This window comes from Serinicoccus sp. CUA-874 (genome assembly GCF_001942225.1).
GTDB lineage: Bacteria > Actinomycetota > Actinomycetes > Actinomycetales > Dermatophilaceae > Ornithinicoccus > Ornithinicoccus marinus.
The window spans coordinates 374,105-400,294 of sequence record NZ_MKJZ01000011.1 but is presented as its reverse complement, the minus strand read 5'-3'; the positions used below and the strand labels follow the sequence as shown (position 1 = coordinate 400,294).

At 70.6% G+C, this 26,190-nt stretch carries 27 protein-coding genes and 1 pseudogene; 16 read left to right on the top strand and 12 right to left on the bottom strand.

From position 1 onward, the window contains the following. Positions 1-27 precede the first annotated feature (27 nt). Positions 28-198 (top strand): hypothetical protein, encoded by a 171-nt coding sequence (locus BJF80_RS05630; protein ID WP_414899279.1) that lies wholly within the window; start codon positions 28-30, stop codon positions 196-198. Here the strand turns inward: BJF80_RS05630 and BJF80_RS05625 are convergent, their stop codons facing one another. Genes BJF80_RS05625 through BJF80_RS05615 form a run of 3 tightly spaced genes read right to left on the bottom strand, consistent with a single transcriptional unit; the run spans position 199 to position 3,337 of the window. After that, positions 199-1,434: an MFS transporter gene (locus BJF80_RS05625; protein ID WP_075812057.1), complete on the bottom strand. Its 1,236-nt coding sequence runs from the start codon at positions 1,432-1,434 to the stop codon at positions 199-201. It abuts the gene before it with no gap. Beyond that, a complete protein-coding gene (locus tag BJF80_RS05620; RefSeq protein WP_075812055.1) occupies positions 1,431-2,537 on the bottom strand; it encodes an ATP-binding protein in 1,107 nt (368 codons plus the stop codon). Before BJF80_RS05620 ends, BJF80_RS05625 begins: the two co-directional genes overlap by 4 nt. A gap of 5 nt (positions 2,538-2,542) precedes the next feature. Then, entirely contained in the window at positions 2,543-3,337 is a 795-nt protein-coding gene (locus BJF80_RS05615; RefSeq protein ID WP_269087370.1) for a pyridoxal-phosphate dependent enzyme, read from the bottom strand. 32 nt (positions 3,338-3,369) lie between these two features. On the opposite strand from BJF80_RS05615, the gene BJF80_RS05610 reads away from it, so the two are divergent. From BJF80_RS05610 to BJF80_RS05600, 3 genes are read left to right on the top strand one after another with little or no spacing between them, the layout of a single operon-like run. Then, complete coding sequence (locus BJF80_RS05610; protein WP_075812053.1) at positions 3,370-3,807, top strand: hypothetical protein; 438 nt, start codon at positions 3,370-3,372, stop codon at positions 3,805-3,807. Beyond that, a complete protein-coding gene (locus BJF80_RS05605; RefSeq protein ID WP_075812051.1) occupies positions 3,750-3,995 on the top strand; it encodes a thioredoxin family protein in 246 nt (81 codons plus the stop codon). Before BJF80_RS05610 ends, BJF80_RS05605 begins: the two co-directional genes overlap by 58 nt. Then, positions 3,996-4,736 (top strand): cytochrome c biogenesis CcdA family protein, encoded by a 741-nt coding sequence (locus BJF80_RS05600; RefSeq protein ID WP_075812049.1) that lies wholly within the window; start codon positions 3,996-3,998, stop codon positions 4,734-4,736. On the opposite strand, the gene BJF80_RS05595 is transcribed toward BJF80_RS05600, so the two are convergent. From BJF80_RS05595 to BJF80_RS05580, 4 genes are all read right to left on the bottom strand, one after another. Then, a complete protein-coding gene (locus tag BJF80_RS05595; RefSeq protein ID WP_075812047.1) occupies positions 4,720-5,841 on the bottom strand; it encodes a sensor histidine kinase in 1,122 nt (373 codons plus the stop codon). The two genes, BJF80_RS05600 and BJF80_RS05595, sit on opposite strands and share 17 nt — an antisense overlap. Next, a complete protein-coding gene (locus BJF80_RS05590) occupies positions 5,831-6,544 on the bottom strand; it encodes a response regulator transcription factor (protein WP_075812045.1) in 714 nt (237 codons plus the stop codon). Before BJF80_RS05590 ends, BJF80_RS05595 begins: the two co-directional genes overlap by 11 nt. Positions 6,545-6,672: 128 nt before the next feature. Further along, positions 6,673-7,347, bottom strand: a complete 675-nt coding sequence (locus BJF80_RS05585) for a response regulator (protein ID WP_075812043.1) — start codon at positions 7,345-7,347, stop codon at positions 6,673-6,675. Continuing rightward, entirely contained in the window at positions 7,344-8,639 is a 1,296-nt protein-coding gene (locus BJF80_RS05580) for a sensor histidine kinase (RefSeq protein WP_083673471.1), read from the bottom strand. Before BJF80_RS05580 ends, BJF80_RS05585 begins: the two co-directional genes overlap by 4 nt. 164 nt (positions 8,640-8,803) lie before the next feature. Between BJF80_RS05580 and BJF80_RS05575 the strand changes: the two genes are divergently transcribed. The 6 genes from BJF80_RS05575 (at position 8,804) to BJF80_RS05555 (ending at position 14,781) form a co-directional block, all read left to right on the top strand. After that, positions 8,804-9,697 carry an ABC transporter ATP-binding protein gene (locus BJF80_RS05575; RefSeq protein ID WP_075812195.1) on the top strand — a complete coding sequence of 298 codons (894 nt, stop codon included), beginning with the start codon at positions 8,804-8,806 and terminating at the stop codon, positions 9,695-9,697. Continuing rightward, the gene (locus BJF80_RS05570) at positions 9,694-10,320 is read left to right on the top strand and encodes a hypothetical protein (protein ID WP_237767443.1); all 627 of its coding nucleotides are present in this window, start codon (positions 9,694-9,696) and stop codon (positions 10,318-10,320) included. Before BJF80_RS05575 ends, BJF80_RS05570 begins: the two co-directional genes overlap by 4 nt. Continuing rightward, positions 10,305-10,610 carry a hypothetical protein gene (locus BJF80_RS19820; RefSeq protein WP_237767442.1) on the top strand — a complete coding sequence of 102 codons (306 nt, stop codon included), beginning with the start codon at positions 10,305-10,307 and terminating at the stop codon, positions 10,608-10,610. The genes BJF80_RS05570 and BJF80_RS19820 overlap by 16 nt, the downstream gene beginning before the upstream one ends. Positions 10,611-11,739: 1,129 nt before the next feature. Continuing rightward, a complete protein-coding gene (locus BJF80_RS05565; protein ID WP_075812041.1) occupies positions 11,740-12,867 on the top strand; it encodes a hypothetical protein in 1,128 nt (375 codons plus the stop codon). Between the two features lie 124 nt (positions 12,868-12,991). Next, entirely contained in the window at positions 12,992-13,570 is a 579-nt protein-coding gene (locus BJF80_RS05560; protein ID WP_158068483.1) for an ABC transporter ATP-binding protein, read from the top strand. Beyond that, a complete protein-coding gene (locus BJF80_RS05555) occupies positions 13,567-14,781 on the top strand; it encodes an ABC transporter permease (RefSeq protein WP_158068482.1) in 1,215 nt (404 codons plus the stop codon). Before BJF80_RS05560 ends, BJF80_RS05555 begins: the two co-directional genes overlap by 4 nt. 37 nt (positions 14,782-14,818) lie before the next feature. On the opposite strand, the gene BJF80_RS05550 is transcribed toward BJF80_RS05555, so the two are convergent. The 4 genes and pseudogenes from BJF80_RS05550 to dnaK form a co-directional block, all read right to left on the bottom strand. Beyond that, a complete protein-coding gene (locus BJF80_RS05550; protein WP_075812037.1) occupies positions 14,819-15,253 on the bottom strand; it encodes a heat shock protein transcriptional repressor HspR in 435 nt (144 codons plus the stop codon). 3 nt (positions 15,254-15,256) lie between these two features. Then, positions 15,257-16,329: pseudogene (locus tag BJF80_RS05545) on the bottom strand (DnaJ C-terminal domain-containing protein). Between the two features lie 47 nt (positions 16,330-16,376). Further along, positions 16,377-17,078: a nucleotide exchange factor GrpE gene (locus BJF80_RS05540; RefSeq protein ID WP_075812035.1), complete on the bottom strand. Its 702-nt coding sequence runs from the start codon at positions 17,076-17,078 to the stop codon at positions 16,377-16,379. Further along, positions 17,075-18,982: a molecular chaperone DnaK gene (gene dnaK / locus BJF80_RS05535; protein ID WP_022925353.1), complete on the bottom strand. Its 1,908-nt coding sequence runs from the start codon at positions 18,980-18,982 to the stop codon at positions 17,075-17,077. The genes BJF80_RS05540 and dnaK overlap by 4 nt, the downstream gene beginning before the upstream one ends. Positions 18,983-19,257: 275 nt before the next feature. On the opposite strand from dnaK, the gene BJF80_RS05530 reads away from it, so the two are divergent. The 6 genes from BJF80_RS05530 to BJF80_RS05510 all read left to right on the top strand — a co-directional run bounded on the left by BJF80_RS05530 (position 19,258) and on the right by BJF80_RS05510 (position 25,237). Next, positions 19,258-20,013, top strand: a complete 756-nt coding sequence (locus tag BJF80_RS05530) for a TnsA-like heteromeric transposase endonuclease subunit (RefSeq protein WP_075812033.1) — start codon at positions 19,258-19,260, stop codon at positions 20,011-20,013. A 128-nt stretch (positions 20,014-20,141) separates the two neighbouring features. Beyond that, a complete protein-coding gene (locus tag BJF80_RS05525; protein ID WP_237767441.1) occupies positions 20,142-22,013 on the top strand; it encodes a TnsB C-terminal domain-containing protein in 1,872 nt (623 codons plus the stop codon). After that, positions 22,010-23,077 carry a TniB family NTP-binding protein gene (locus BJF80_RS05520; RefSeq protein WP_075812029.1) on the top strand — a complete coding sequence of 356 codons (1,068 nt, stop codon included), beginning with the start codon at positions 22,010-22,012 and terminating at the stop codon, positions 23,075-23,077. The genes BJF80_RS05525 and BJF80_RS05520 overlap by 4 nt, the downstream gene beginning before the upstream one ends. 22 nt (positions 23,078-23,099) lie before the next feature. Next, positions 23,100-24,095: a TniQ family protein gene (locus tag BJF80_RS19815; RefSeq protein ID WP_237767440.1), complete on the top strand. Its 996-nt coding sequence runs from the start codon at positions 23,100-23,102 to the stop codon at positions 24,093-24,095. Between the two features lie 200 nt (positions 24,096-24,295). Further along, a complete protein-coding gene (locus tag BJF80_RS19810) occupies positions 24,296-24,826 on the top strand; it encodes a hypothetical protein (protein ID WP_237767439.1) in 531 nt (176 codons plus the stop codon). 54 nt (positions 24,827-24,880) lie between these two features. Further along, positions 24,881-25,237, top strand: a complete 357-nt coding sequence (locus BJF80_RS05510) for a hypothetical protein (RefSeq protein ID WP_237767438.1) — start codon at positions 24,881-24,883, stop codon at positions 25,235-25,237. 16 nt (positions 25,238-25,253) lie between these two features. Here BJF80_RS05510 and BJF80_RS05505 read toward each other — a convergent pair whose 3' ends face one another. Next, positions 25,254-26,063, bottom strand: coding sequence for a MerR family transcriptional regulator (locus BJF80_RS05505; protein ID WP_075812027.1), 810 nt, complete (start codon positions 26,061-26,063; stop codon positions 25,254-25,256). Positions 26,064-26,190 lie beyond the last annotated feature (127 nt).

Below are 26,190 nucleotides of genomic sequence, written 5' to 3'. Positions count from 1 at the left end.
CGGCGGGTCTACGAGAAGGTCGGCTTCGTGCTCGAGGGCACCCAGCGGGAGGCGTTGCGGTATGCCGACGGCTGGGTCGACTGCCACGTCATGGGGCTGCTGGCGAGCGACTGGGCCGCTCGCCCCGACCGAGGACCGACGTCGCCTAGCACCACCCTCATCGGGAAGTCTGCCGATGAGGGTTGTGCTGGGCCGTGATCACTCCCGAGGGGGTGGGGCGGATGTCCGGGCCAGCGTCTCGGGGGCGCGGAGCCAGACCAGCGCCCCCAGCAGGCTGACGGCGCCGGTCGTCGCCAGGGCCGTGCCGAAGCCGACGAGGTCGACGACCAGGCCAGTCAGGACGGGCCCCACGATCACCCCGACGTCGGTGGCCATCTGGTAGGTCGACAGCACCGTGCCGCCCTTGCGCTCCTGACCGACGATGTCGGCCAGCGCCGCCTGCTGCGCCGGGTTGACGAAGCCGGCTCCCACCCCGGAGACCAGGCTCAGCCCCAGCAGCACCGCCAGCGACGACGCCTGCCCCAGCCCGGGTAGCAGGCTCAGCCCGAGCATCCCGAGCGACACTGCAGAGGTGGTCATGCCCGCGATGATGAGCGGGCGACGACCGATCCGGTCGGCGAGCCGTCCGGTGACCTGCAGCGTGACGGCGGTGCCGAGGGCGGCGGTGGTCAACGTCGCGCCCGCCACCCAGGTCTCGTCGCGGACGGCGGCGGCGAGCAGCGGGATGACCGCCATCCGGACACCGAGGTTGGCCCACCCGTTGGCGACGCCGCACGCCAGCGCCGCCCGGTATGCCCGGTCCCCCAGCGCCTCCCGCACCGTCAGCACGGGGCGGTCGGCCTCCCCCGGCGGTGGGCGCAGCCGTGCGCCGCCCAGCCCGACGCCGACCACGAGAGCGGCGAGGACGAGGGCGACGGCATACACGACGAAGGGCACGCGCATCCCCCACCCGGCGATGAGGCCGCCGATGACCGGCCCCACCATGCTGCCGATGATGAAGGAGCTGCCCCACAGCGAGGACACCCGACCCCGGATCGACGGCGGCGCCAGCCGGACGACCAGCGCGATCGCCGAGATGGTGAACATGGTCGAGCCGAGGCCGCCGAGCCCGCGGAAGACGAGCAGCTGCCAGTAGGTCTGCGCGAAGGCCGTCGCCAAGGAGGAGACGGCGACGACGAGCAGCCCGGTGAGGTAGACCGGCCGCTCCCCCAGCCGCTGGACCAGCCGACCACCGGCGGGCGCGAAGACCAGGCGGCAGAAGGCGAAGGCGGAGACCACGATCGTCGCGGCGGTGGCGCCGACGTCGAAGGACCGGGCGAAGCCGGGGAGCACGGGCGAGACCAGCCCGAAGCCGACGGCGATGACGAAGGAGGCGCCGACGAGGATCCAGATCTCGGACGGGATGCGGACCCGCTCGTGCGTCGCGGCGCTCACCGGCGCCTCAGGTGCTCGCGGAGGTAGGGCAGGGCCACGTCCACGAGGCCGTGTCCGGCCGGCACGATGAGCTCCCGGTCCATGAGGCGGCCGCGGATGACTCCCCCGTGCTGCTTGCTGACGCCGAGCCGCTCCGCGACCTCCCCGGTCGACGAGGGACCGTCGTCGAGCGCCATCGCTTCCAGGTAGTCCAGCTGGCCCTGCGGGACCCCGCGCAGCGCCGGGGTGTGGACCAACCGGCTCATGCGGTCCACGACCACCGGCAGGGTGCCCTCCACGTCGCCGTGGGTGATGACCTCGGCGTCGCCCGCCGCGCGCCAGGCCTGGTATCCCACGAGCTGCAGGAGGTAGGGGTAGCCGTGGGCGATGGCACCGAGCCGCTCCGTCGCCTCCGCGCTGATCACCCGCCCGGCCGTGCGCACGGTCTGCACCGCGGCATCGCGCACCTCCTCCTCGCGCAGCGGCCCCAGGTCGACCCGCTCGGCCCGCCGCAGGAACGTCGAGCCGTGCTGGTCTAGCAGCGTCCCGATGCCCGAGGGCAGCCCCGCGCCGACGAAGGCGACCTCCCGCTCGTCCCGGACCAGGTGCTGGTAGGCCGAGGCCAGCCGGGCCACGTCCTCGATCGGCGCGGCCTGCACCTCGTCCAGCGTGAGGAGCACGCCGCTCCCGTGCGATTCGGCGATCTGCACGAGGCGAGCGAGCATGGTGCTCACGCTCTGGTCGACCGGGTAGGTGTCGGTGGTCTCCGTGGTCAGCGAGCCCACCGCGCTGATCCCACCCCCGGTGACCCGGCGCTGCTCCGCGGCAGGGTCGTGCTCGGCGAGCAGCGCCGGCAGCACGCTGCGCTCCAGCTCGACCAGCAGCCCCGGGCCTTCGGGGAGCCGGATGACGTGCCACCCTCGCGCTCGCGCGCGGTCCTCCAGCTCGTTGAGCACCACGGTCTTGCCCATCCCGCGGGGCCCGCTCAGCAGGACCGAGCGCATGGGCGACCCGGGGCCCTCGTCGAGGGCCGTGTCGAACTCCTCCACCAGGTCACCACGCCCGGCCAGCACCCGCGGGCTGGCTCCGAAGCTCGGTCGGAAGGGGTTGCCGCGACGCGGCATGCGTCTCACCTCTCGTCGGTCCTGCTGCTGTTTGATCTGTTGTACCACGCCGAGCCTGTTTTACCTGTTTTACTTGACGGATCTCGTGCTGACCCGTCGTCGACACCCAGGAGCTGGGCATACCGGGCGGGTTCGACGTTGCCGCCGGTGAGCACGACCCCGACACGCTCGCCAGGTCGCACCGGCACCGCCCCGCTGAGCAGACCCGCGAGCCCGAGCACCCCGGTCGGCTCGACGACCTGCTTGAGGGTGCCCGCCACGAGCCGCATCGCCTCGACCAGCTCGTCGTCGGTCGCGGTCACGACCTCCTCCACCCCGCCGCGCAGGATCGGGAAGGTCAGCTCGCCGAGGGCCTGCGTCTGCGCCCCGTCCGCGAGGGTGACGGGGGTGTCGATGCGCACGATCCGCCCCTGCGCGAGCGAGCACCGGGCGTCGTCGCCCGCCTCCGGCTCCACGCCGTAGATCCGCGCCCCCGGGGCCAGCTCGCGCGCCGCGAGGATCGTCCCCGAGAGCAGCCCGCCACCCCCGAGCGGGGTCACCAGCACGTCCACCGGGCCGACGTCCTCGAGCAGCTCCAGCGCCGCCGTGCCTTGGCCGGCGATGACGTGCGGGTGGTCGTAGGGCGGGACCACGGTCGCCCCACGCTCCGCAGCGATGGCAGCACCGGCGTGCGGTGGGCGACCCCGGCGAGGGTCGCGGCAGCAGCCCGGACGTCGGCGGAGGTGGGGAGCGCGGGCATACCCGCAGCGTGCGCCACGGCTGCACCGTTCGGCAAGCGGACCGTAAGGGACGGGCAACACCTCCGCGTCCGCGGCAGGGCCAGGGTCGGAGCATGAGACGCACCGCACTGACCACGACCCTCGCCACCGCTGCCACCGCCCTGGTGGTCAGCTCCTGCGGCACGACCGACGACGGGGGAGACGCGACCCCAGCGTCCTCCGCCGAGATGTCCGAGGAGATGACCTCCGAGGACTCCATGGACGAGGAGAGGTCCTCCGACGACTCGATGGACGAGGAGAGGTCCTCCGACGACTCGATGGACGACGACATGGCTTCCGAGGAGATGGACGACGACATGGGCTCCGAGGAGTCCATGGAGGACGAGTCGACCTCCGAGGAGATGGACGACGAGATGTCGGCGATGTCGGGCTACGTCGACCACGCCGACTACACCGCGGACCCGGGCGCTACGGCGGCGACGGTGCCCCCGTCGTGCTCTTCTTCCACGCGGACTGGTGCCCGGAGTGCCGCGCGACCGACGAGAGCCTGACCGCCGAGGGGGTCCCGGAGGACCTCACGGTCGTCAAGGTCGACTACGACGAGATGACCGACCTGCGTCAGGAGTACGGCGTGACCCAGCAGCACACCTTCGTGCAGGTCGACGGCGAGGGCGAGGCGATCCACACGTGGACCGGGTCACGCTCAGGTGAGGACATCCTGGCCGAGACGGAGGGCTGAGTGCTCGCCCTGCTCGGCGCGCTGGTCGCGGGCGTCCTCACGACGCTCGCGCCCTGCGTGCTGCCGCTGCTGCCGGTGATCGTCGGTGGTTCCCTGGGCGGTGGTGACCGCCCCCGCGCCGAGCAGACCCGCCGTGCCGTGGTCGTGGCGGCGTCGCTGGGTCTGTCGGTGGCGGCCTTCACCCTGGTGCTCAAGGGGACGACGGCGCTCATCGGGGTGCCGCCCGGCGTGTGGAGGTGGCTCTCGGGTGGACTGCTCATCGTGCTGGGGACCGTCATGGTGGTCCCGGTGCTCTGGGAGCGGGCGAGCGCCGCCCTCGCGCTGAGCTCCCGCAGCCACGCGGCCCTGCACGGGGCCAGGCGGCGGGACGGCGTGCTCGGCCAGGTGCTCACCGGCGCCGCGCTCGGGCCGGTCTTCTCCTCCTGCAGCCCGCTGTATGCCTACGTCGTGGTGACGGTGCTGCCGGCCCGCTTCGGCTACGGCCTGGCGCTGCTCGCCGCCTACTGCCTCGGGCTCGCCGGAACCCTGCTGGTCGTGGCGCTGGCGGGGCAGAGCGTGATCCGGCGGCTGGGCTGGGCGGCCGACCCGCGGGGGCGGCTGCAGCGGGCCCTGGGCGTCGTCTTCGTCCTCGTCGGCGTGGCCGTCGGGCTCGGGTGGGACCGCGAGCTGCAGGCCTGGGTGCTGGAGCACTCCCCGGTCGCGCCGTGGGAGCTGGACTCCGGCTTCATCCCGGAGGGCTGAGCGGGAGCCGGACGCTGACCCGGCACCCGCGACCGGCGTTGACGAGGTCCACGCTGCCGCCGGCGTCCTCGGCGAGGGCCCGGGCGATCGTGAGGCCGACCCCCGCCCCGGCCCTGCTGCTGCTCCCGCCGCCCGCGACGCCACCGCTGCCACCGCTGCCACCGCTGCCACCGCCGGAGCGTGCCGCGCTCCCGCGCCAGCCGGGCTCGAAGACCCGCTCCAGGTGTTCGGCCGGGAGCCCGCCGCAGCCATCCTCGACGGTGAGAGTGACCTCGCGGCCGTCGGCGTCTGCGCGCCCGGATCCGCGCGCCTCGGCCTCCACCGCGACCCGCACCTCGACCTCGCCACCGGCCGGCGTCTCACGGACCGCGTTGCTGACGACGTTGGCGGCGACCCGCTCCAGGTGCCCGGGGACCGCGAAGACCGGGGTGGGCTCCGGAGCACTCACCCCGTCGTGGGAGGGCATACCGAGCCGGACACCCGCCTCGGCCGCGACCGGCCGCTGCCCGCTGACCACGCCCTGCACCAGCTCGCCGAGGTCCACCCTGTCTCGCGCCCCACCGGCCGGCCCGCTGCGCAGCCGCGAGACCTCGAGGAGGTCCTCGACCATGCCGGTCATCCGGTCCGCCTCCGCCCGGATGCGCCGGTGGTAGTCGTCGGGATCGGGCGCGACCTGGTCCTCGAGCGCCTCGGCCATCACCCGGATCGAGGACAGCGGGGTGCGCAGGTCGTGCGAGGCCCAGGTCACCATCTCCTGGCGGCTGCGGGCCAGCTCGGCCTCGCGCCGCTCGTCCGCGAGCTGCCGGGCGGCCTCACGGTCCATCCGCTGCACGGCCCGGAAGAGCAGGATGCCGACGACCAGGGCGACCGGCGTCGCAGCAGCCAGGACCAGCGCCACCAACGTCGAGTCGTGCTCGGAGAGGAACATCGCCCGGCTGGTCACCCCTACCCCGGCGGCCACGCTCGCGACCCCGACCACGGGCCCCAGCAGGGTCGCCGCGGCGGGCGAGCGGCGGGCGACGAGCAGGGTGGCCGCGGCGCCGACCAGGCCGACGGCTCCCGCCGTCCCGGCCGCGAGCACGACGGCCTCGACCTCAGGTCGCACGCTGCTCCTCCTGCTCCCGGTCCCATCGGTAGCCCTGCCCCCACACCGTGCTGATCCGCCGCGGGGCCGCGGGGTCGTCCTCGACCTTCTCCCGCAGCCGGCGCACGTGGACGGTCACCGTCGACCGGTCGCCGACCTCCCAGCCCCACACCTCGCGCAGCAGGTCCTCCCGGGTCTGGACGACCCCGGGGTGGCTCATCAGGTGCACCAGCAGGTCGAACTCGCGGCCGGTCAGGGGCAGCTCGACGCCCCGCAGCGTGGCGCGGCGCGCGGCGCGGTCGACGGCCAGGGCGCCGTCGCGAACCGTCCCGACCGGCGGGTCTGACCCGGCGGACAGCCCGTGCGCCCGACGCAGCAGTGCCTGCACCCGCAGCACCAGCTCACGCGCGCTGAACGGCTTGGTGACGTAGTCGTCGGCCCCCACCTCGAGTCCGGCGATGCGGTCCTGCTCACCCGCGCGGGCCGTGAGCATGAGCACCGGGACCTGCGGATCGATCGCTCGGATCCGGCGCAGCACCTCGAAGCCGTCGATCCCGGGGATCATGAGATCGAGCACGACCAGGTCGGGCCGCACGTCCGGGAAGGCGCGCACCGCGACCAGCCCGTCCGCCGCCTCGTGCGTGGGCAGCCCGGCCCGGTGCAGGTAGGCACAGACGACCTCCCGCACCGTCGCCTCGTCCTCGACGACCAGCACCGTGCCCACACGGCGAGCGTATGCGCTCGCGCCGGCACGAGTCCTTACCGTTCGCTGACGCGGTTCGCGCGGCGGCTCGTCACACGTGGTCCCGAGCACCGTGTCGACGGGCCCGAACCGGTTGATCTGCGCCCGGCTCAGTGCTCGGCGTCGTGGACGAGCAGCGCGACCTGGACCCGGTTGGTCAGGCCCAGCTTGGCCAGGATGCTGGAGACGTGCGCCTTGACCGTCGGCACGCCGAGGTAGAGCTCGCGCGAGATGTCGGCGTTGGAGCCGCCCTGGGCCACCGCGCGGGCCACCTCGACCTCACGCTCGGTGAGCCGGTCGAGTTGCGCCCGGGCACGGTCACCCCGGTCGTCCGGGGCGGCGGTGCCGCCGCTGACCTCCCGGACCAGCAGGGCCGCCACCGACGGCGAGAGCGCATGGTCGCCGGAGGCGACCTCGTGCACCGCGGCGACGAGCCGCTCCGGCGGGGTGTCCTTCAGGACGAAGCCGCGTGCCCCGGCCCGCAGCGCCCCCAGCACCAGCTCGTCGGCGTCGAAGGTGGTCAGGACCAGGACCTTGGCCTCCGGCCACGTGGCGAGGACGTCACGGGTCGCGCTCAGCCCGTCCACCCGCGACATCCGGATGTCCATGAGGAGCACGTCGGGCCGGTGCCGGCCGACCAGCGCGACGGCCTGGTCGCCGTCCTCCCCCTCGGCGACGACGTCCACCCCGTCCGGGCCGCCGAGCAGCATCCGCAGCCCCGCCCGCACCAGCGGGTCGTCGTCGACGAGCACCACCCGGGTGCGCCTCCCCGCCGTCTCCGTCATCCCCGCCCCTCCTGCTGCCACGGGAGCCAGACTCGCACGACGAACTCGCCCGCCTCGACCCCGGCCTCGAAGCGGCCGTCGGCGAGGTGCACCCGCTCGGCCATGCCCGGCAGGCCCATCCCCGAGGACGGCGCCGAGCCGCCGGTCGGGCCGACCGCGTTGCGGACGACCACCTCGAGCCCGTCCTCCTCCGACCCGGCAACCCGGACCCGTGCGACGGAGTCGGGAGCATGCTTGCGGGCGTTGGTCAGCGCTTCCTGCACGACGCGGTAGGCGTGGCGTCCGACCCGGTCGGACAGGTGGACGGAGCGGGACCACAGGTCGGGGTCGGCCTCGAGCAGCACCTCCTGCCCGCTGCTCGTCGCCTCGGCCACGAGGGACGGCAGCGCCGTCAGGGTCGGCTGCGGCGCCTCGACCTGGCCGGTCTCGAGTGGGTCCGGATCCTCCTCGGCCCGCAGCACACCCAGGACGTCACGCAGCTCCTGCAGCGCCTGGTGCGCCCCGTCCCGGACGATCTCGGCGCTGGCCCGACGCTCCTGCTCGCTGAGGTCGGGCCGGTGCGCGAGAGCACCCGCATGCATCGCGACCAGCGACAACCGGTGACCCATGACGTCGTGCATCTCCCGCGCGATGCGGGCCCGCTCCGCCAGGCGGGCCTGCGACACCCGCGCGGCCTGCTCCCGCCGCGCGGTCTGTGCCTGCGAGCGCCAGCTCGCGATCAGCTGTCTGCGACCACCGATGTTCCACCCGATGAGCCCGACGATGCAGAAGACCAGCAGGACGACGAGGGTGTTGATGCCGACCTGCCACAGGGAGCCACCGTCGGCGTAGGCCGGGTCGTCGGGCAGCAACGTCGGCGCGACGAGCGTGTCGTAGGTCAGGCTGATGAGGGCGTTGAGCGCCAGGACGACCAGCAACGGGGGGAGCCGGCGACGGGTGGCCAACGACAGCACGGCGAGCAGGGCTGCCGGGGCGCCCCAGGAGGAGACCGCGCTGAGCAGCGTGACCACCACCGCGACGGTGGCCGGGCGGCGACGGCGGAAGGCCACGAGCAGCACGCAGAGCTGTCCGACCAGCAGGTCGAGCACGAGCAGCACGTCGACCGCTCCCGTCCGCTCCAGGTCGCCCTGGCCCGCGGGCGACAGCCCGAAGACGACGAGCCACAGCAGCCCACCGAGCAGCCAGACCGTGCCCAGCCGCCAGGCCTGCTGCCACGGACGCAGGTCGGGCGGGTCGACCGCGGGGTCCGACGGGTCGGCGTGGACCCGGTCGGAGGGCAGGCTGGGGGGCATACCTGTGACGATAGGCCGCGCCGCCGCACCGGGGCACCCGTCCACCGGCGGGACCACCCCCTACCTTGGTCGGAGACGGAGCCCGATCGGACGAGACCGTGGTCGTGCTCGACCGAGACCTGGGACCGATGCCCGCCCGTGCCACCGGACGGCAGGCTGGACGCATGATCCAGATCGAGAACCTCACCAAGCGCTACGGCAGCTTCACCGCCGTCGACGACGTCACCTTCACCGCGCGGCCTGGCCGCGTCACCGGCTTCCTCGGCCCCAACGGCGCCGGCAAGTCCACCGCGATGCGGATGATGTGCGGGCTCACCCCCGCCACCTCGGGCACCGCGCACATCCTGGGCCGCCCCTACCGGGCGCTGCCCAACCCCACGACGCACGTCGGCGTCATGATCGACGCCAGCGCGCAGCACGCCGGGCGGACCGGCCGCGAGGTGCTGACCCTCGCGGCGACCCTCGTGGGGGCCGGCCGCGGCAAGGTCGACGAGGTGCTGGACCGGGTCGGCCTGTCCAGCCGCGAGGCGGAGCGCCGCGTCGGCAACTACAGCCTGGGGATGCGCCAGCGTCTCGGCCTGGGGGCCGCGCTCGTCGGCGACCCGGGCGTGCTCATCCTTGACGAGCCCGCCAACGGCCTGGACCCGGGCGGCATCCACTGGATGCGCGAGCTGCTGCGCGGGTATGCCCGCGACGGCGGCACCGTGCTGCTCAGCTCGCACCTGCTGTCCGAGGTGGAGCAGGTCGCCGACGACCTCGTGCTCATCGGTCGCGGCCGGATCGTGGCGCAGGGCGCCAAGGACGAGCTGCTCGCCGAGGCCGGGGTGGTCGTGGACGCGACTGACCGGGCCGCGCTGCACGCGGCGCTCGAGCGGGCCGGCTTCGCGCCGGTCGCCCGCCCGCGCGGCGGCTTCACCGCGACCGCGCAGACCGCGCAGATCGGTGAGCTCGCGCTGGCCGAGGGGCTCGTCATCACCGACCTCGGCGCGGCCGGCGGCGGCCTGGAGGAGATGTTCCTCAGCCTCACCGCCGACGACGCCCGCGAGGTCGCGGCATGAGCACCTCGACCGGGCACTCAGCAACCACCAGCATCGAGGACGGGGACCAGACCATGACCACTTCCACGGCGACCGGCACGGCCGCGACCACCCACGACCCGACCGACGCCCGACCGGGCGGGGCCTCGGGGGCGAGCGGGACGGCACACCAGGGACCGGAGCCCACCGGACCCGGGCTCTCCTTCGCCCGGCTCTTCCAGGCCGAGCTGCGCAAGACCGTCGACACCCGCGCCGGGCGGTGGCTGCTCGTCGTCATCGTCGCGCTGACCGTGCTGGCGATGGGTCTGGTGATGTGGTTCGGGCGCGAGTCGGGCGCGGCCTACGCCACGCTGCTGGCGACCGCGGTGACGCCGCAGGCAGTGCTGCTGCCGGTGCTGGGCATCCTCACGGCGGCCTCGGAGTGGAGCCAGCGCACGGCGCTGGTGACCTTCACCCAGGAGCCGCGGCGCATGCGGGTCATGGTCGCCAAGGCGCTCGCGGCCGTCGCCCTCGGGCTGGTCGTCGTGGCGATCACCTTCGGGCTGGCCGCCCTGGCCCACGTCATCTCCGCGAGCATCGCCGGCGGCGACATCGACCTCGGCGTGCCGGGTCACGTCTACCTCGGCGCGTGGTGCTCCAGGTGATCTACGTGCTCATGGGTGTGGGCTTCGGGGCGCTCTTCCTCAACGTGCCGCTGGCCATCGCCGGGTTCTTCGTGCTGCCGGTCATCATGAACCTGCTGGCGGCGACGGTCACCTGGATCAGCGAGCGCGCGGCCTGGATCGACCAGACCATCGCGCAGATGCCGTTCATGGCGGTCGACGCCGCGCCCACGGGCGAGCAGTGGGCCCAGCTCGGTGTCACCTCGATCTGGTGGGTCCTCATCCCGCTGGCCGTGGGCCTGTGGCGGGTGGCGCGCCGCGAGGTGAAGTAGGCCGCCAGCATGTCCGCAGGCGTGACAGGCCCCGCCCACGGTACACGGGCGGGGCCTGTTGCTGCGCCTTTCACGCCGAGAGAGTGCCACGAGCGCAGGCGTGGTAAAGATTCCGTAAAATCCCCCACCCCGCCTGTTGACCCCGCCCCCCACATCATGTTCCGGTGGATGAGTCAGACAGCGATAGAAGATGGGGAATGAACACGCATACAGCAATCTGGCGCGGCGCCCTCGCAGGGGTTTGCACGGCAGCACTGGCCGCGGCACCCGCGACGGCCACCATGAGCGGCGATTCGCGCCATCAACCGAGTAATAGCAGCAGTGACACGGTAAGCCTTCCCAATGGTCACTCGATGACGGGGAACGTGTGGGTCCAGACGTTCTCAGACTCCGGAGGATGTGGTGACGACGCAACTTCCGCCATCGCAACTACCAACACGACCTGGATTCAGAACACCACGACGGCCACGGCCCATGGGGTTGGCGCTACCGTATCCGGATTGAGCGGGGGTGGCGCGGACAAGAGTCAATCAATCACCTGGCGCAACACTAACGCGTCAGGGTCCTATCTTTCCGGTCGTGTGTGCGCCAACTGGCTCACGTGGTATGTCTCGATGGACATGACGGGTGTCGCCTACTACTACGGCACTGTGCGAACGGTCGGAGTAAGTGTGTGACCGTCACTCGCCGCAGATGGGCGTCGAGCAGCGCCGCTGCTTGTGTGGCGGCGCTGCTCGCTTCCGGCTGCACGGGAACCGGCCGAACTGACGGCGCACCACGGCTGTACTCGAGTGAACTGGTAGCGGATGTGCGCGCCCTGCAAGACTCTGACACCGGCCTCATCCGTCGGACAACCTCCGACGCCGCTACGGAAGGTGGCGCAGGCGATCTGTACGCCACGGCTCACACGCACGAAATCGCCCGACTCTCTGGTGCGAACCCATCGCCGCTGAGCTCGAGAGACGTCGCCCAACTATGCGACGCCTCCCCGGTTGACCCCCTCATGAAAGCTGGGTTGGCATCTTGGGTGACAACCTCTCCGCTACCCGCACAGTGCCAAGCCTCGGAAGCCGACACCACTCCTCCACCTCTATCGGCGACCTCAGCCACAGAACGATGGCTCGCCGGCATGCAAGTGCTGACGACATCCGACATCGAAGCGCGGGAGACGTTGGAGGTAGACCCCATACTCCGCCATCTCGAAGAAGTCAGCAGCAGGGCCACACTAGCTCCCTACCAACGCTGGCAGGTCAGCCAAATTGTTACCTCACTTGGAGGCGAAGCAGACGAAGACCTTAGCCGAGCGGAGGAACGGCCTGATCTTCCAATCTCCCATCCTCGGCATCTCCTTGATTGGCGGGGCTACATCGCACTCAGCCCGGACTGTGATTGCGACCAAGCTGTCGAGGAGGCTATCAGCATTCTCGAGCAGTCTCCGGGTCTATTTTTGGCACACGAAGCGCTTGATCTTCTGGATACCGCAGGGGTTGCCCAAAGTACTGTCCAAGAGTACGCCACCGAGGTCCTGGATGACGCGGACGTGGATTGGTCCTCCGGCGGGGCGGTCCCACTCCCGACAGCACAAGTCGGGTCGATAGACGTCACGTATGCCGCGGCCCGCTTGCTCACCGCTGAGGATTTTTCCTCGCTCGTTGATGAGTCGATGTTGTCGACCCTGGACATGGCCCTGAATGAATCTGCGTCCCCCGATCTGTACACGCGTCTGGTCGTGGACGCCATCAGGACCGCTGGCGGCGAGGTTCCTCTGGTCAGCAATCCTGGAGAAAAGATCACCGCATGGTTCGATGAATCTCATTGCGAAACTCAACTTCGAGCGTGTCTTTCCATGGTCGATGTGGCCAATGCCCTTGGACGGGGACAAGCAGCCCACTTTACGTTGACGACCGACGCCCTGCCCTCGTCCACCGACGAAGCAACTGTGGCGGTGCTCGAAGCCTATGCCGTACCCGAGAACGTCGACGGCGTCGCAGAGGTCGATTCGGCCGGCCCTCGAGTGCGCGACAGGCTTGTGCAGATGGCCAGCGATCCCTCGGAGCCCTTGAACATCCAGGCTGCCGCCGCCATCGCCGGAGCCGGACTGGACCCGTCACCCGAAGAGTTTTCGAGGATAGAGGAAGCGGTGCTGTCGCGTTTAGGTTGCCCCGCAAGCCCGAGTCTGATGAGCGCGCCCGACGGCACCTGCAGCTGGGAGGCGTCGATCGACGCGCTCCGAGCTGGGGTGCCGCTGGGCGAGTGACCTACGCAGGACAGGAGACGCATTGATCGTCACGACCAAGAGTAGCGAGCCGTCGTCGTCAGCGTGTCGGGTGTGCGCGACCGACATCACTGTCACTTTTGCTGCGTCTGGTCAGCATCGGACCGTGTTGGACACGTTGACCGTGTGCGCCGGCGCTGGCGAGGCCGTGAGGTTGCAGGGGCCCTCCGGCAGCGGCAAGACAACTCTGCTCAATGTCATTGCCGGCCTCATCCAGCCGGACGACGGCGTCGTCCGGCTCCAGGGAACATCGCTCCACGAGCTGGACGAGGCTGCGCGGGCTGAGTTGCGCCGCCGCGACGTTGGACTCATCTACCAACAGCCCCACCTGATCGGTCACCTCACCGCCGCCGAGAACGTCGCTGTCGCCGCAGACAGGCGTGGGTCTGCGCTACAGGAACGCATCGCCGCGCTCCTCGACCGACTGGGACTACGAGCCGTCTCCGAACATCGGGCTGCCATGCTCTCGGGTGGAGAGCAGCAGCGGGTCGCCACGGCCCGGGCCCTGATCCGGGACCCTTCGATCATTCTTGCGGACGAACCCACGAGCAACGTCGACGCAAAGACAGCGGACCTGATGATCGAACTTCTGCAGGAGCACGTCGGGGGCGGCGCCAGCCTGCTCTTCGCCGCCCATCATGGACCCGTGCCACAGGCACATCGGGACGTGGAGGTCGGCAAGTGAGCCCCTGGACGTATGGATGGCTCTGCGGACGCCACTGGATGACACGACAACGCGCCTTGCTGCTCGGATTGTCCTGCTGCATCGGCATCGCCATCATGGTCGCCTCCATCGCAGCCTCCGCCGCCCGGGGGTATCTGCTGGACCTGGGCGATGACTCGGCTTCCGCCATCGTCGAAGTCTCCAGTGTCACTGTCTCCGGTGACGCTCGGCCACTCACCACCGAGACCGTGCGGGCCGCCGAGGCCGCTGATGACATCGAGTCCGTCATGCCGTGGGGTCAGGTCGGCTTTAGCATTCCAGCGGCAGAGGGAGCCCACCGATCGGTCTCCGGAATCGCCTTCTGGGCAACCCCTTACTACCCCCAGATCGCCGGCGACGCCTGGAAAGGAGCGGACGCCGGTCTCGGTGACGGTGAGGTGGTGATGCCTTCATCGGTGTCCGGGACCGACCTCAGCGAGCTGATCGGCAATGACGTGTCCGTCGAGGCGACGAGGCGGACGGGGCCGAACGAAGGCGAATCAGTCCAACGCACCTGGGAGGTGACAGGGGTTCATGATGGCGAATCGCTGTTCGACCAGGGCAACAACGTGGCGTACGTGTCCACCGGGACCTTCGAGGACTTGGTCGCACTGCAGGAAACCGGTGCCGATGATGCCCTGGACACACAATGGGACGTCATCTACCTTCAAGCGCAGTCCGTCGAGGACAGCATTGCAGTGGCTGAGCGTCTGCAGGACCAAGGCTACGCGGCCGAGAGCCTGGCCCAGCGTCTCCAGTCCTTGCCAGCACTGATCGATGCCCTCCGGATCGTGGGATGGCTCCTGCTCGCCGGGGTCGGGCTGTTGCTCACCGTCACCATGGGCGCAGTGGCGAGTTCCTGGTCGGCTAGTCGGCGCGAGGAAGTGGGGATGCTTCGAGCGACGGGATGGTCCACCGCGGAGCTGCGGTCCGCCCTGTTCGTGCAACTGGGGCTGATCGGGGCGCTGCTTGGCGGCCTGGGGGTGATCATCGGACTCGGTGGCGCCGGCATCGTCGGAGCGGTAGGGGCGGACCGGGTGCCCGGCCTGGGCGCCGCCGACGCGACGATCCCTGTCTGGTGGCCGGTGCTGGCCACCCCGGCAGTCGCCGGGGCGCTGGCCGTTCTCGGTGCGTGGCGTGGCGTCGCGACACTGATGAACGCCCCGAGCGCGGAACTTCTCAAAGGTCTCTGAAGCTCGTTCCCCAGCCGGTGTCGGCTCTGCGCCTCCGTCAAGTGGTCAACCCGGATGGCCGCCAGAGCGCCAGCGCCGTCGTGCCCGCGCGGCCGGGCGGCCGCTGGCCGGCGCGCACGGCGACGACCTCTCCCCCGAGGTCGGCGGCGAAGACCCGGCCGCCCTGCGCGGCGTGGTCCTGCAGCCGCTCGTTGTCCGCAAGGAGCTGGGCGACCCGGTCGCGCAGCGCCTCGACCTGCACCTCCAGCTCCATGATGCGCTGGATGCCGGCGAGGCTCACCCCCTCGGCGGAGAGCCGCTGCACCTCGCGCAGCCGGTCGACGTCCCGCGAGGAGTAGCGACGGCCCCCGCCCCGGGTGCGCGAGGGCGTGACCAGTCCGAGCCGGTCGTACTGCCGCAGCGTCTGGGCGTGCATCCCGGCCAGCTCGGCGGCGACCGAGATGACGTAGACGGGGGTGTCGCGGTCGACCACGGCTCAGCCCTGCGCCTGCCGGATCAGGTCAGCACGGGGGTCGCTGTCGCCCTCCTCGGCCCGCAGCGCCTCGACGGCCTGCCGGGCCTCGTCGGACAGCCGCTGCGGGACCATGACCTGCACCTTGGCGAGCAGGTCGCCGGTGACCTTCGTCGTCTGGATGCCGCGGCCCTTGACCCGCAGCACCCGCCCCGACGGCGTGCCGGGCGCGACCTTGACCTTGACGGTGCTGCCGTCGAGGGTCGGCACCCGCACGGTCGCCCCCAGCGCCGCCTCCGAGAAGGTGACGGGCAGGTCGACGGTGAGGTGGTCGCCGTCGCGGCCGAAGACGGGGTGCGGGGTGACGGTGACCTTGAGGTACATGTCACCGGGCTCGCCGCCCTGCATCGGCGCGGGCATGCCCTTGCCCTTGAGCCGGATCCGCTGGCCGTCCTTGACGCCGGCCGGGATCCGGGTGGTGATCCGCCCGCCGTCGGGCTTGGAGAGGGTGACGGTGTCGCCCATCGCCGCCGACCGGAAGTCGAGCGTGGTGGACGCCTCCACGTCCTGGCCCCGGGGCATACCCCCGCCACGTCCCTGACCGGTGAACCCACCGCCGCCGGGGAAGCCCTGCGCGCCGCCCGGGAAGCCTCCTGGGAAGCCCTGGCCGCCCTGCTGCTGGAAGCGCCCGCGCCACCGAAGGCACCGAGCAGGTCCTCCAGATCGATTCCGCCGGCACCGCCCTGGCCGAAGCGGACGTTCTGCGCGCCACCGGCACCGCCGAACATCTGCGCGAAGACGTCCTCGAAGCCGCCACCGGCTCCGCCCGGGCCGCCGGAGCCCGCGGTGAAGCGGGCCCCGCCGCCCATGGCGCGCACGGCGTCGTACTGCTTGCGCTGCTCGGCGTCGGAGAGCACCGCGTAGGCCTCACCGATGTCCTTGAACCGCTGCTCGGCAGCCGCGTCGCCCGGGTTGTTGTCCGGGTGGTGCTGCCGCGCCAGCTTGCGGTAGGTCTTCTTCAGCTCCTTGGCGTCGACGTCCTTGCTGACGCCGAGGATCGCGTAGAAGTCCTTCTCGAACCAGTCCTGGTTCACCATCGGTGCTCACCTCCTCCTTCGTGCCCGATGTTGCGTGGGTATGCCGGTCAGCTCGGGTCCGCGACGGCGACGCGCGCGGCGCGCACGACCTGCTCGCCGACCTTGAAGCCGGGCTGCATGACCTGCACGATCGTCATCTCGGTCGCGCCCTCGGGCAGATCGGCCTGATCGGCCGGCAGGTGCATCAGCGCCTCGTGGACGGTCGGGTCGAAGACGTCGCCGACCGCGCCGACCCGCTCGACGCCGAAGCGGCCCAGGGCCTGCTCCAGCTTGTCGGCGATCGCCGCGAACGGGCTGCCCTCGGCGATGTCGCCGTGCTCCCGGGCGGAGTGCACGTCGTCCAGCACCGGCAGCAGCGCCTCGACGACGGCGCCGGTCGCCCGGGCGCGGTCGGCCTCCCGCTCGCGCTGGGTGCGGTTGCGGAAGTTGACGAACTCCGCTTGCATCCGGCGCATCTCCTCCAGCCGCTCCGCGGCCAGGAGGGTGTCCGGGTGGGTGTCGCTCTCGGCGCCCTCAGCGGCGTCGGCGGTGGGGCCGGCCTCGGGGGCCTGGCCCTCCTCCGTCACCTGCTGCTCGGGCGCGCCCTGCTCGTCCTTCTCGTCGGTCACGGACCCTGCACCTTCCGTCGTCTGCCGCAGCTTGCCCGTCTCGGGGTCGATGCGGCGCTTGTCCCGGATGACCGGGCCCGCCCCGGGGCGCTCCTCGTCGGGAGCGCCCTCGGGGTGGGTGCCGTGTGGCTGGTCGGTCACTTGGTGTCCTCGTCGTCGTCGACGACCTCGGCGTCGACCACGTCCTCGTCGGAGCCCTGCTGGGCACCGGCGTCGGGGCCACCCTCGGCGCCGCCGGGGAAGCCGGCACCAGCACCGGCGTCACCCTGCGCACCCTCGGACTGCGCGGCATACATCGCCGAGCCCATCTTCTGGCTCTCGGTGGAGAGGGTCTCCATCTTGGCCTTGATGTCGTCCAGGCTGGCGCCGCTGTCCTCCTTGAGCGCGTCCTTGAGGTCGGTCAGCGCGGTGTCGACCGGGCCGCGGGTGTCCGCGGGCACCTGCTCGCCGGAGTCGGCGAGGAACTTCTCGGTCGAGTAGACCAGCTGCTCCGCCGTGTTGCGGGTCTCGGTCTCCTCGCGGCGAGCCTTGTCCTCCTCGGCGTGCGCCTCGGCGTCCTTGATCATCCGCTCGATCTCGTCCTTCGGCAGCGCAGAGCCACCGGAGATCGTCATCGACTGCTCCTTGCCGGTGCCGCGGTCCTTGGCGGACACGTGCACGATGCCGTTGGCGTCGATGTCGAAGGTGACCTCGATCTGCGGGACGCCGCGGGGGGCCGGGGCGATGCCGGTGAGCTCGAAGTTGCCGAGCAGCTTGTTGTGCGCGGCGATCTCCCGCTCACCCTGGTAGACCTGGATGCCCACCGACGGCTGGTTGTCGCTGGCCGTGGTGAAGACCTCGGAGCGCTTGGTCGGGATCGCCGTGTTGCGCTCGATGAGCCGCGTCATGATCCCGCCCTGGGTCTCGATGCCCAGGCTCAGCGGGGTGACGTCGATGAGGAGCACGTCCTTGCGGTCGCCCTTGAGGACACCGGCCTGCAGGGCGGCGCCGACGGCGACGACCTCGTCCGGGTTGACGCCCTTGTTGGGCTCCTTGCCACCGGTCATCTTCTTGACGACGTCGACGACGGCGGGCATACGGGTCGAGCCACCGACGAGGACGACGTGGTCGATCTGGTCGACCTTGATCCCGGCGTCCTGGATGACCTGCTCGAAGGGCTGCTTGACCCGGTCGAGGAGGTCGGAGGTCATCTGCTCGAACTGCGCGCGGGTGAGGGTCTCGTCCAGGTGGATGGGGCCGTTCTCACCCATGGAGAGGTACTGCAGGTTGATGGAGGTGCTCGAGCTCGAGCTCAGCTCCTTCTTGGCCTGCTCGGCCGCGTCCTTGAGCCGCTGCAGCGCGATCTTGTCGTTGCTGAGGTCGACGCCGGACTGGTTCTTCACCGTGGTGACCAGGTGGTCGATGATGCGCTGGTCCCAGTCGTCACCACCGAGCTTGTTGTCACCGTGCGTGGCCTTGACCTGGATGGTCGCGAAGCCGTCGTCGGCGTCCTTGCCCACCTCGAGGAGGGACACGTCGAAGGTGCCACCACCGAGGTCGAAGACGAGGATGAGCTCGTCCTCCTTGCCCTTGTCGAGGCCGTAGGCGAGCGCCGCTGCAGTCGGCTCGTTGACGATGCGCAGGACGTTGAGGCCCGCGATCTCACCGGCGTCCTTGGTGGCCTGCCGCTCGGCGTCGTCGAAGTAGGCCGGCACGGTGATGACCGCGTCGGTGACGTCCTCGCCGAGGTAGGACTCGGCGTCCCGCTTGAGCTTCATCAGCGTGCGGGCGCTGATCTCCTGCGGGGTGTACTTCTTGCCGTCGATCTCGGTGCTCCAGTCGGTGCCCATGTGGCGCTTGACGGAGCGGACGGTCCGGTCGACGTTGGTGACGGCCTGCCGCTTGGCGACCTCACCCACGAGCACCTCGCCGTTCTTGGCGAAGCTGACGACGGAGGGGGTGGTGCGCCCACCCTCGGCGTTGGCGATGATCTCGGGCTCGCCACCGGTCAGCACGGCGACGGCCGAGTTGGTGGTGCCGAGGTCGATTCCGACTGCACGTCCCATGAACTGCTCTCCTTGGTATGTCGTGGCGCACCTCGTGCGCCCGGGTTGACACGTCTGCACTCAACTCTGGTGAGTGGCCGGCGTGTTGTCAAGCCGAGGCTCAGTGAAGTTGAGTTCATTAGGCTCAACTGTGGTGTCGACCAGATTGTTCCCCGCCGAGCCGTGTGCCGTCGCGCTCGCACGTGTAGGTTCCGCCGTAACTTGTCGTTGTCCAGGCTTCTTGTCGTCGGCGTGTCGTTGTCCGGGGATCTTGTCGCGAGGTGGACCCTGGAGCCGTGGCCGGGAAGAAGCCGGGAAGGCTGGTCGAGGTCCGCTACACGTCCCGAGACGGCGAGGACGTCGTGACGACTTTGGATGCTGTCCGAGCGGACCTGGTGGTGCGCGGGCTCCCGGTTCGCCGGTTCGGGTCGTACGCGGGGATGGGTCACTACCCGGGCTGGTGGTGGGCGGCGACGATGGGTGACCTGGTCGGGTACGAGAGCCTGCTCGAACGGGACCGGCTCATGCTGGCTGACTTCGACCAGGACGTGGTCGCCGTAGCCAGTCAACCGTTCGGGCTCGCCGGTCGTGATGGCGACGTCGTGCGCCGACATGTCCCGGACTACCTGCTGCAACGACGTGATGGGTCGGTCGAGGTGGTCGACGTCAAGCCCGGACATCTGGTCGAGAAGCCAGAGGTCGCCGAAGTTCTCGGCTGGACGGGCCGGGTGCTTGCTGAGCGAGGGTGGCGCTACTCGGTGTGGTCCGGCACCGACTCGCGTCGGTTGACCAACGTCCGGTTCCTGGCTCAGGGGCGCCGGGCACACCTGGTGGACCCCGGAGCCACGATCCAGCTCCATCGCCACGGCGCCGTGGACCGGTCACTGGGCGAGTCGCTCAGGGCCGCGAGCCGCGCCACCGACTACACGGCGCACGCCCTGCGGGCAGCGATGGTTGGCCTCCTTTGGCACCAGGCGTGGGAGATCGACCTGGATGAGCCCCTCAACTCGGCGACGCGGATCGATCGCGTCCGGGAGGTGTCCCGAGGGTGACAGGGTCCGTGCTTGAGGTCCGGGTCGGCACTCGACTGTGGTTCGACGGCGAGTGCTGGGCCGTCTGCGAGGTCCGCGGCACGTCTGTGCGTCTGCAGGGAGACGGTGGACGGTATCGGACAGCTGCGGTGACGGACCTGCTCGAAGGTGCCTCCGGACTGGACCCCGACAGTCACGCCGTCGATGCAGTGCAGCGGGACCTCCTGTCAGCTATCGGCCTGGAGTCCTTGACCCTCAAGCAGCGCACCCGGTTGGAGGCGGAGGTGGAGATCTTCGCTGAGCTGCTCGCGGTTCGAGGAGCTGACGAGGCGCCCGCCCGGATGCGCTCAGCGGCCACGAAGCTGGGGTTGTCGCTGCGAACGGTGCAACGGCGCCTGCGCCGGTTCGACGAGCTGGGCCCGGCCGGGCTGATCGATGAGCGGCTCCTCAAGGACACCAGGCGCAGCGTCGATCCCCGCTGGGATGATGCGTGCACCGAGGTCCTCTCCCGCTATACCAACCGGTCCACACCCTCGCAGCAGACGGTCATCCGGGAGACGAATCGGGTGTTCCTGGAGTCGGTACCCGACGGCGTCGTGCCCACCCGGTCGGTGGCTTACGAGCGCGTTGTCGAGCTGGATGCCGGTCGGCACACGTTTGGTGATGCTCCGCGGCGTCGTTCGGTGGCCAAGCGCCCGCAGGGTGTCCTGGGGCAGCTGCGTCCGAACCGTCCGGGTGAGTACGTGCTGATGGACGGGTACAAGCTGGACGTGTTCGCGATGGAGCCGGTGACGATGCGGTGGGTGAACACCGAGCTGACGTTGGCGATGGACCTGTACGACCGCTCCGTGAAAGGCCTGCGTCTGCGCCCGGTCGCGGCGAAGTCGGCGGACGTGGCCAGCGTGCTGTTGCAGTGCTTGACCCCGCAGCAGTGGGGACGGAGACCCGACTCTCCGTCAGGGCCGTACGCCGGCGTCCCGGAGCACGTGGTCCTGGGGTCGGTCGGGGTGTTCCCGGACACCATCGTCATCGACCACGGCAAGGTGTACCTGTCCGAGCACACGATGGGGGTGTGCCGCCGGTTGGGGATCTCGGTGCAGCCGGCGATCCCGGACAAGCCGACCGACAAGCCGGCACTCGAGCGGTTCTTCAAGAGCCTGCGGCTGTCCCTGCTGGACAAGCTGTCCGGCTACAAGGGTCCCAACATCGCCTCCCGCGGCAAGGACGTCGAGCAGGGCGCGTTCTACTACGTCACCGAGCTGGAGGACCTGATCAGGGAGTGGGTCGGCGACGTCTATCACCTCCGCGCGCACCGGGGGCTGCGGGACCCGTTGCTGCCGAAGGTCGACCTGTCCCCGCAGGAGATGTTCAACCGGGGCATCGAGTTCTCCGGTCTGCTGCGGCTCCCGGCCGCCGAGGATCTGCGGTATGAGCTGATGGAGGTCCAGTGGCGCAAGATCCATCACTACGGGGTCGACATCGACGGGCGCCGGTACGACGGCCCGGGCCTGAACACCTACCGGGCCAGGAGATCGGACTACGGCGGCGCCCATGCCGGGAAGTGGCCGATCCTGGTCGATGTCGACGACGTGCGGGCCGTCTACTTCCAGGACCCGGCCGACAAGAGGTGGCACCGCCTGGAGTGGCGGCTCGCCACCGGGATCAACGCCCCGTTCAGCAAGGACGCAGCTGACTACACCCGCCGCATCAGCATCGCCGAGCACCGGCACGTCGACCCGCAGCAGGCCGTGGAAGACCTCCTGGTCCGGTGGGGCCGGGAGGAGGTGATGGGCCGCCGAGAACGCAACCTCGCGATCCGGCTGGCCACCCAGCCCAGCAGCCACGCATTCGATGACGACGAGGTGACCGACCGCGCCTCCCTGCCCGGGGTGATCGACCTGCTCACCGCCCGCCAGACCCGACAGGCAGCGCCGCCGCAGCACCCGGACGACCTGGACGTGTTCGAGCGGTACTACGCCGAGCACCCGGACAGCGAGGTGCTAGAGGTGTTCGACGAATGAGCAACCCCTGGGCCCAGTGGCTGACCCTGCACGACACCGCCCTGTTCCAGATGTCCCGCAAGACCGGGTGGGACGCGTTCGTGAACGCGGCTCCCCGGCCCGACTTCCCAACCTTGACCCTCACCGAGATGGCCGACCTGAGCCCGGAAGAGGCCGAGGACTACGGCGAGGCCCGGACCGTCTGGAACACCAACCCACCGACGGTACGCACCCAGCAGCTCGCCTCGGCCTACCAGGTGATCGATGAGGTGATGACCTCCAACCGTCGCGACGCGGACAAGCTGCGCGGGTCGGTGGTCATCGACGCCGAACCGTACCTGGGCAAGACCACGATCGCGACCAGGTACGCCCGCGACTTCCACCGGCGGATCTACCGCCGCTACGGGCACACCACGGCTGAGGGGAATCAGCGGCTGCCGGTGGCGTTCGTGCCGTTGAACGAGGGCATCACCCTCAAGGGCCTGAACCAGAAGCTGTTGGAGTTCTACGGCCACCCTGCGGCCCGTCGCGGCTCACGCACCGAGCTGACCGCTCTGGCCATCGACTGCGTCGCCAGCTGCGACACCCGCCTGATCGTCATCGACGAGCTGCACTTCGTCGACTTCGCCGGGCGCCACGGCACCGAGGTGTCCAACCACCTCAAGGGCCTGGCCAACGAGCTACCGGTCACGTTCATCTACGTCGGGGTCGGGCTGCGTGAGCGACGCTTCTTCGACGAGGGCCTGCACGGCGAGGAGACTGTCCTGGCTCAGACCAGCCGGCGGGCCACCCGCTGCCCCGTCGTCCCCTTCTCCACGGGCACCGACGCCGGTGCCCGTGCCTGGGCCACGCTCCTGGCCACCCTGGAACCGCACTACAAGCTGGCGCGGGCCCGCCCGGGGATGCTGACCGACCACGCCGACCTGCTGCACAAACGCACCCAGGGTCGTATCGGGTCGCTGGCGACCCTGCTCGAACGTGCCTGCGCACGAGCCATCACCACAGGGACCGAGGTGCTCGACGCCGACGTGCTGTCCTCGGTCCGGATCGACAATGCCGCCGAGCATCTCAGCCACAGCACCTGAACCCCTCCCCCACCCGGTCACCGTGCGTGCCCGGGCCAGACTGGTCCCCGGCGGGTACGACATCACCCGGCTCCCGCTGGCCGTGCCTCCGGCCGCCGGGGAGCAGCTGGCGTCGTGGCTGGCGCGGTTGGCCCACCGATACCGGCTGCCGGTCTCCGGTCTGCTGAGCGAGCTCGGCGTGCCGGTCGTGGCCGGCCCGGCCGCCCGCGTCGAGGCGCACCTGGCACCGCACGTCCAGTCCCTGGCCACCGCGGCGGGGCTCGACTCCCTCCCGCCGGGTACCGACGGCGGCGAAGGTGCGCTGCCCGCCCAGGTGGCCCGGTACCTCGGCGCCTATCACGGACGGGGCGAGGTCGCTCCCGACCGGACCCGTTTCTGCCCCTCCTGCCTCGCCGAGACCGGCGGCATCTGGCAGCAGGCCTGGGCGGCACCGCTGAACCTGGTCTGCACGACGCACCGACGGCTCCTGGTCCGCCGCTGCCCGGCGTGCCACCGCGCACGGTTCACCAGCTCGGCATGGATGACCCACGACACCGCCCCCTGGGTCTGCAGCGAACCCGCGCCCGGACAGCACACCCCACGGACCCGGTACCAGGTCTGCGGGCACGACCTGCGCGACGCCCCAGCCCCGCCGGTGAACCAGGACGTGGCGGCTGCGCACCTGTGGTTGCACGCGCTGGCCCGGCAAGCCGACAACGACCCGGCACACGTCACCGGGGCCTGCGGCCTCGAGGTCTCCCACGCGGACCTGTTCGACGCCGTGCTCGAGCTCGTCGTCGAACGACTCGGCGACGTCAAGCAGCTGACCCGACCAGGCCGCGCCGCCGGCGACCTGCTGGACGCGGTCCTGGCCGCACGAGAAGTGATCGCACAACCGGCCCCGACCGCCGCGGGAGAGGTCGCCGACCGGCACGGGCTGCTGCACCCGGCCGGCCCGGTCACCCCGATCGGCCCCGACCACGTCCTGACCAACGCCGGCGCAACCCTCTGCTGGCCGCGGTCCGCCTCACCTCCCTGAGCGAGCGACTACCCGCCAGCAGCCAACTGGTCTTCCGCACCGGCAGCGACCACCCGAGCTACCCCTGCCCTACCCAGCACGGTGCGCCCGCCTCGGCGCCGGGACAGGCCCGGCTGGCGTGGATCCCGCAGCTGCTCTGGCCCGGCACGCTCCACCCGTGGATCCGCGACAGCGACTACCGGGACCGCGCCGCCGCCAGCATGCTGCTGGCCAAGGTCGGCAGCACCCGACCCTGGCGACTGATCGCGATCGACCTCGGCCTACCGGCCTCGTTCGCCGTCCACCCCCCGAACCTGGTCCGACACCTGCGCCGCACCGGCGCCTGGCCATCCGTGCTGCGCCGCCTGGACGAGGTCGCGACCATCCTGGAGGCCACTCCCCCGCCGATCGACTACCAGAGCCGCCGGTGGATCGCCGCCGACCAGGACCTGCTCATCGCCGCGGTGAACCACACCCGCAGCCTCCTCGGCCCGTGCCACGGGTGGGTCAGCACCAGCGCCCTGGTCGAACTGTTCTGGTCCGTCTACACCGGCGGTGACCTGCGGCTGGCCGCCCCCACGGAAGGAACCCTGCTCAACCCCGACCTCTATCACCGCGATGACGAGGAGTGCGCCCACGTCGACCCGACCGCCGACCCCGTCCTGGCCCGATTCCTGGCCATGGTTGCCGCCGCAGTCGCCGAGGCGGCCGGCCACAACCCTGGCGAACCGTTGACGTGGCGACCTCCTTGAAGCAACCAGGCGCCGGGGCCGGCACGGACATCGGTACGAGAGGACACCGGGCCTGTGCCGGCGCTGCTGCCCCGGTCCGTGCACTGGGACCACTCCACGGCGATCAGCAGGACCGTCAGCATCCTCCTTGCCGAGGACGAGCTACCGGCGCAGGCGTTCTCACCGGCTGTTGCGGCTGTCCTGGACAGCACGTTCGGCATCACCAACCCCGACCTCCTGGGCCAGCTGCTCCCCACCGCGCGGGCCACCTACCAGGCGTTGCGCGGGCTCCCGCACGACAAGCACATCGTCGACCCGCTCGCCCGCCGACAGGTCCGCCACACCCTCGACCTCGACAGTGAGGACCTATCCAGGCGCGGTCACATCACCTGGGAACTGGACATGGGCCACCGGGCAGCAACCCGAGGCTGAGACCCGCGGCCGCACATCAGCCCGCGTGTGGTAGGTCCTTGAGGGGCGCCTGCAGGACGACGCCACCGTCCCGCGTGAGGGTCTGACGATAGACCCCGGTCGTCTCTTGACCGCTTTGCTCAAGGTTCGCATCGATCGCGATCCACGCATCACCGATGTCAACAGGCGGTGTGTCGAAACGGACAATGGCACCGCGGTCGGCTCCCTCGACCCGGACCACCTCGAGGCCTGGGACCTGTGCATCAGAGGTCGGAGCCCCAGCTGTGACGACGATGCTGTCCTCGGAGGTCCCGTCGTACGTGAGCACGACTTCGACGTCGGTGACGCCGTTCTTGGCCAGCTGGTCCCGTACTCGCGACAGCAGATCGGCGACCGCGTCACCGATCTCGGACTCATCACCGACAACAGCTTGCAGGGCTGCAAGCCGCAGGGCTGGGAGTGCGTCGAGCTTGAGGTTTTTCATAATCGTTCGGTGTCCTCTCTGGAGAGCGGTGAGGCGCTTTCGCACCTCCGTCAGACGCGCTGAGTCCTCGTCGATCCGGGCCACGAGTTCGTCCTCGCGAGCTCGGAGAAGTTCCTGCAGGCGCCGCTCTGAGAGCTGCCCACCGAGAAGATCACCGATCGCGTCAAGGCTGAAGCCGACGGCACGCAATGACGCGATCGCCCGAACCCGGCCAACTTGATTCCGCGCGTACCGGCGGTAACCGGTGAACTCGTCGACGGAGGCCGGCGCGAGCAGGCCCACCTCTTCCCAGTGCCGCAGCATCCGCCGGGATACCCCGGTCACGTGCGCCATATGTCCGATACTCAGCATGTCGACAGCCATCTGATGCCCTTCCACAGTGTCAAGGTCAACACATGTCCTGGGCACCCGTCCCGGAGCGCGCGGTCGGCATCACGTGGTTGCTATCCTCCCCACCATGTTCCGCTCCTGACGTCCCCTCTCATCCCCC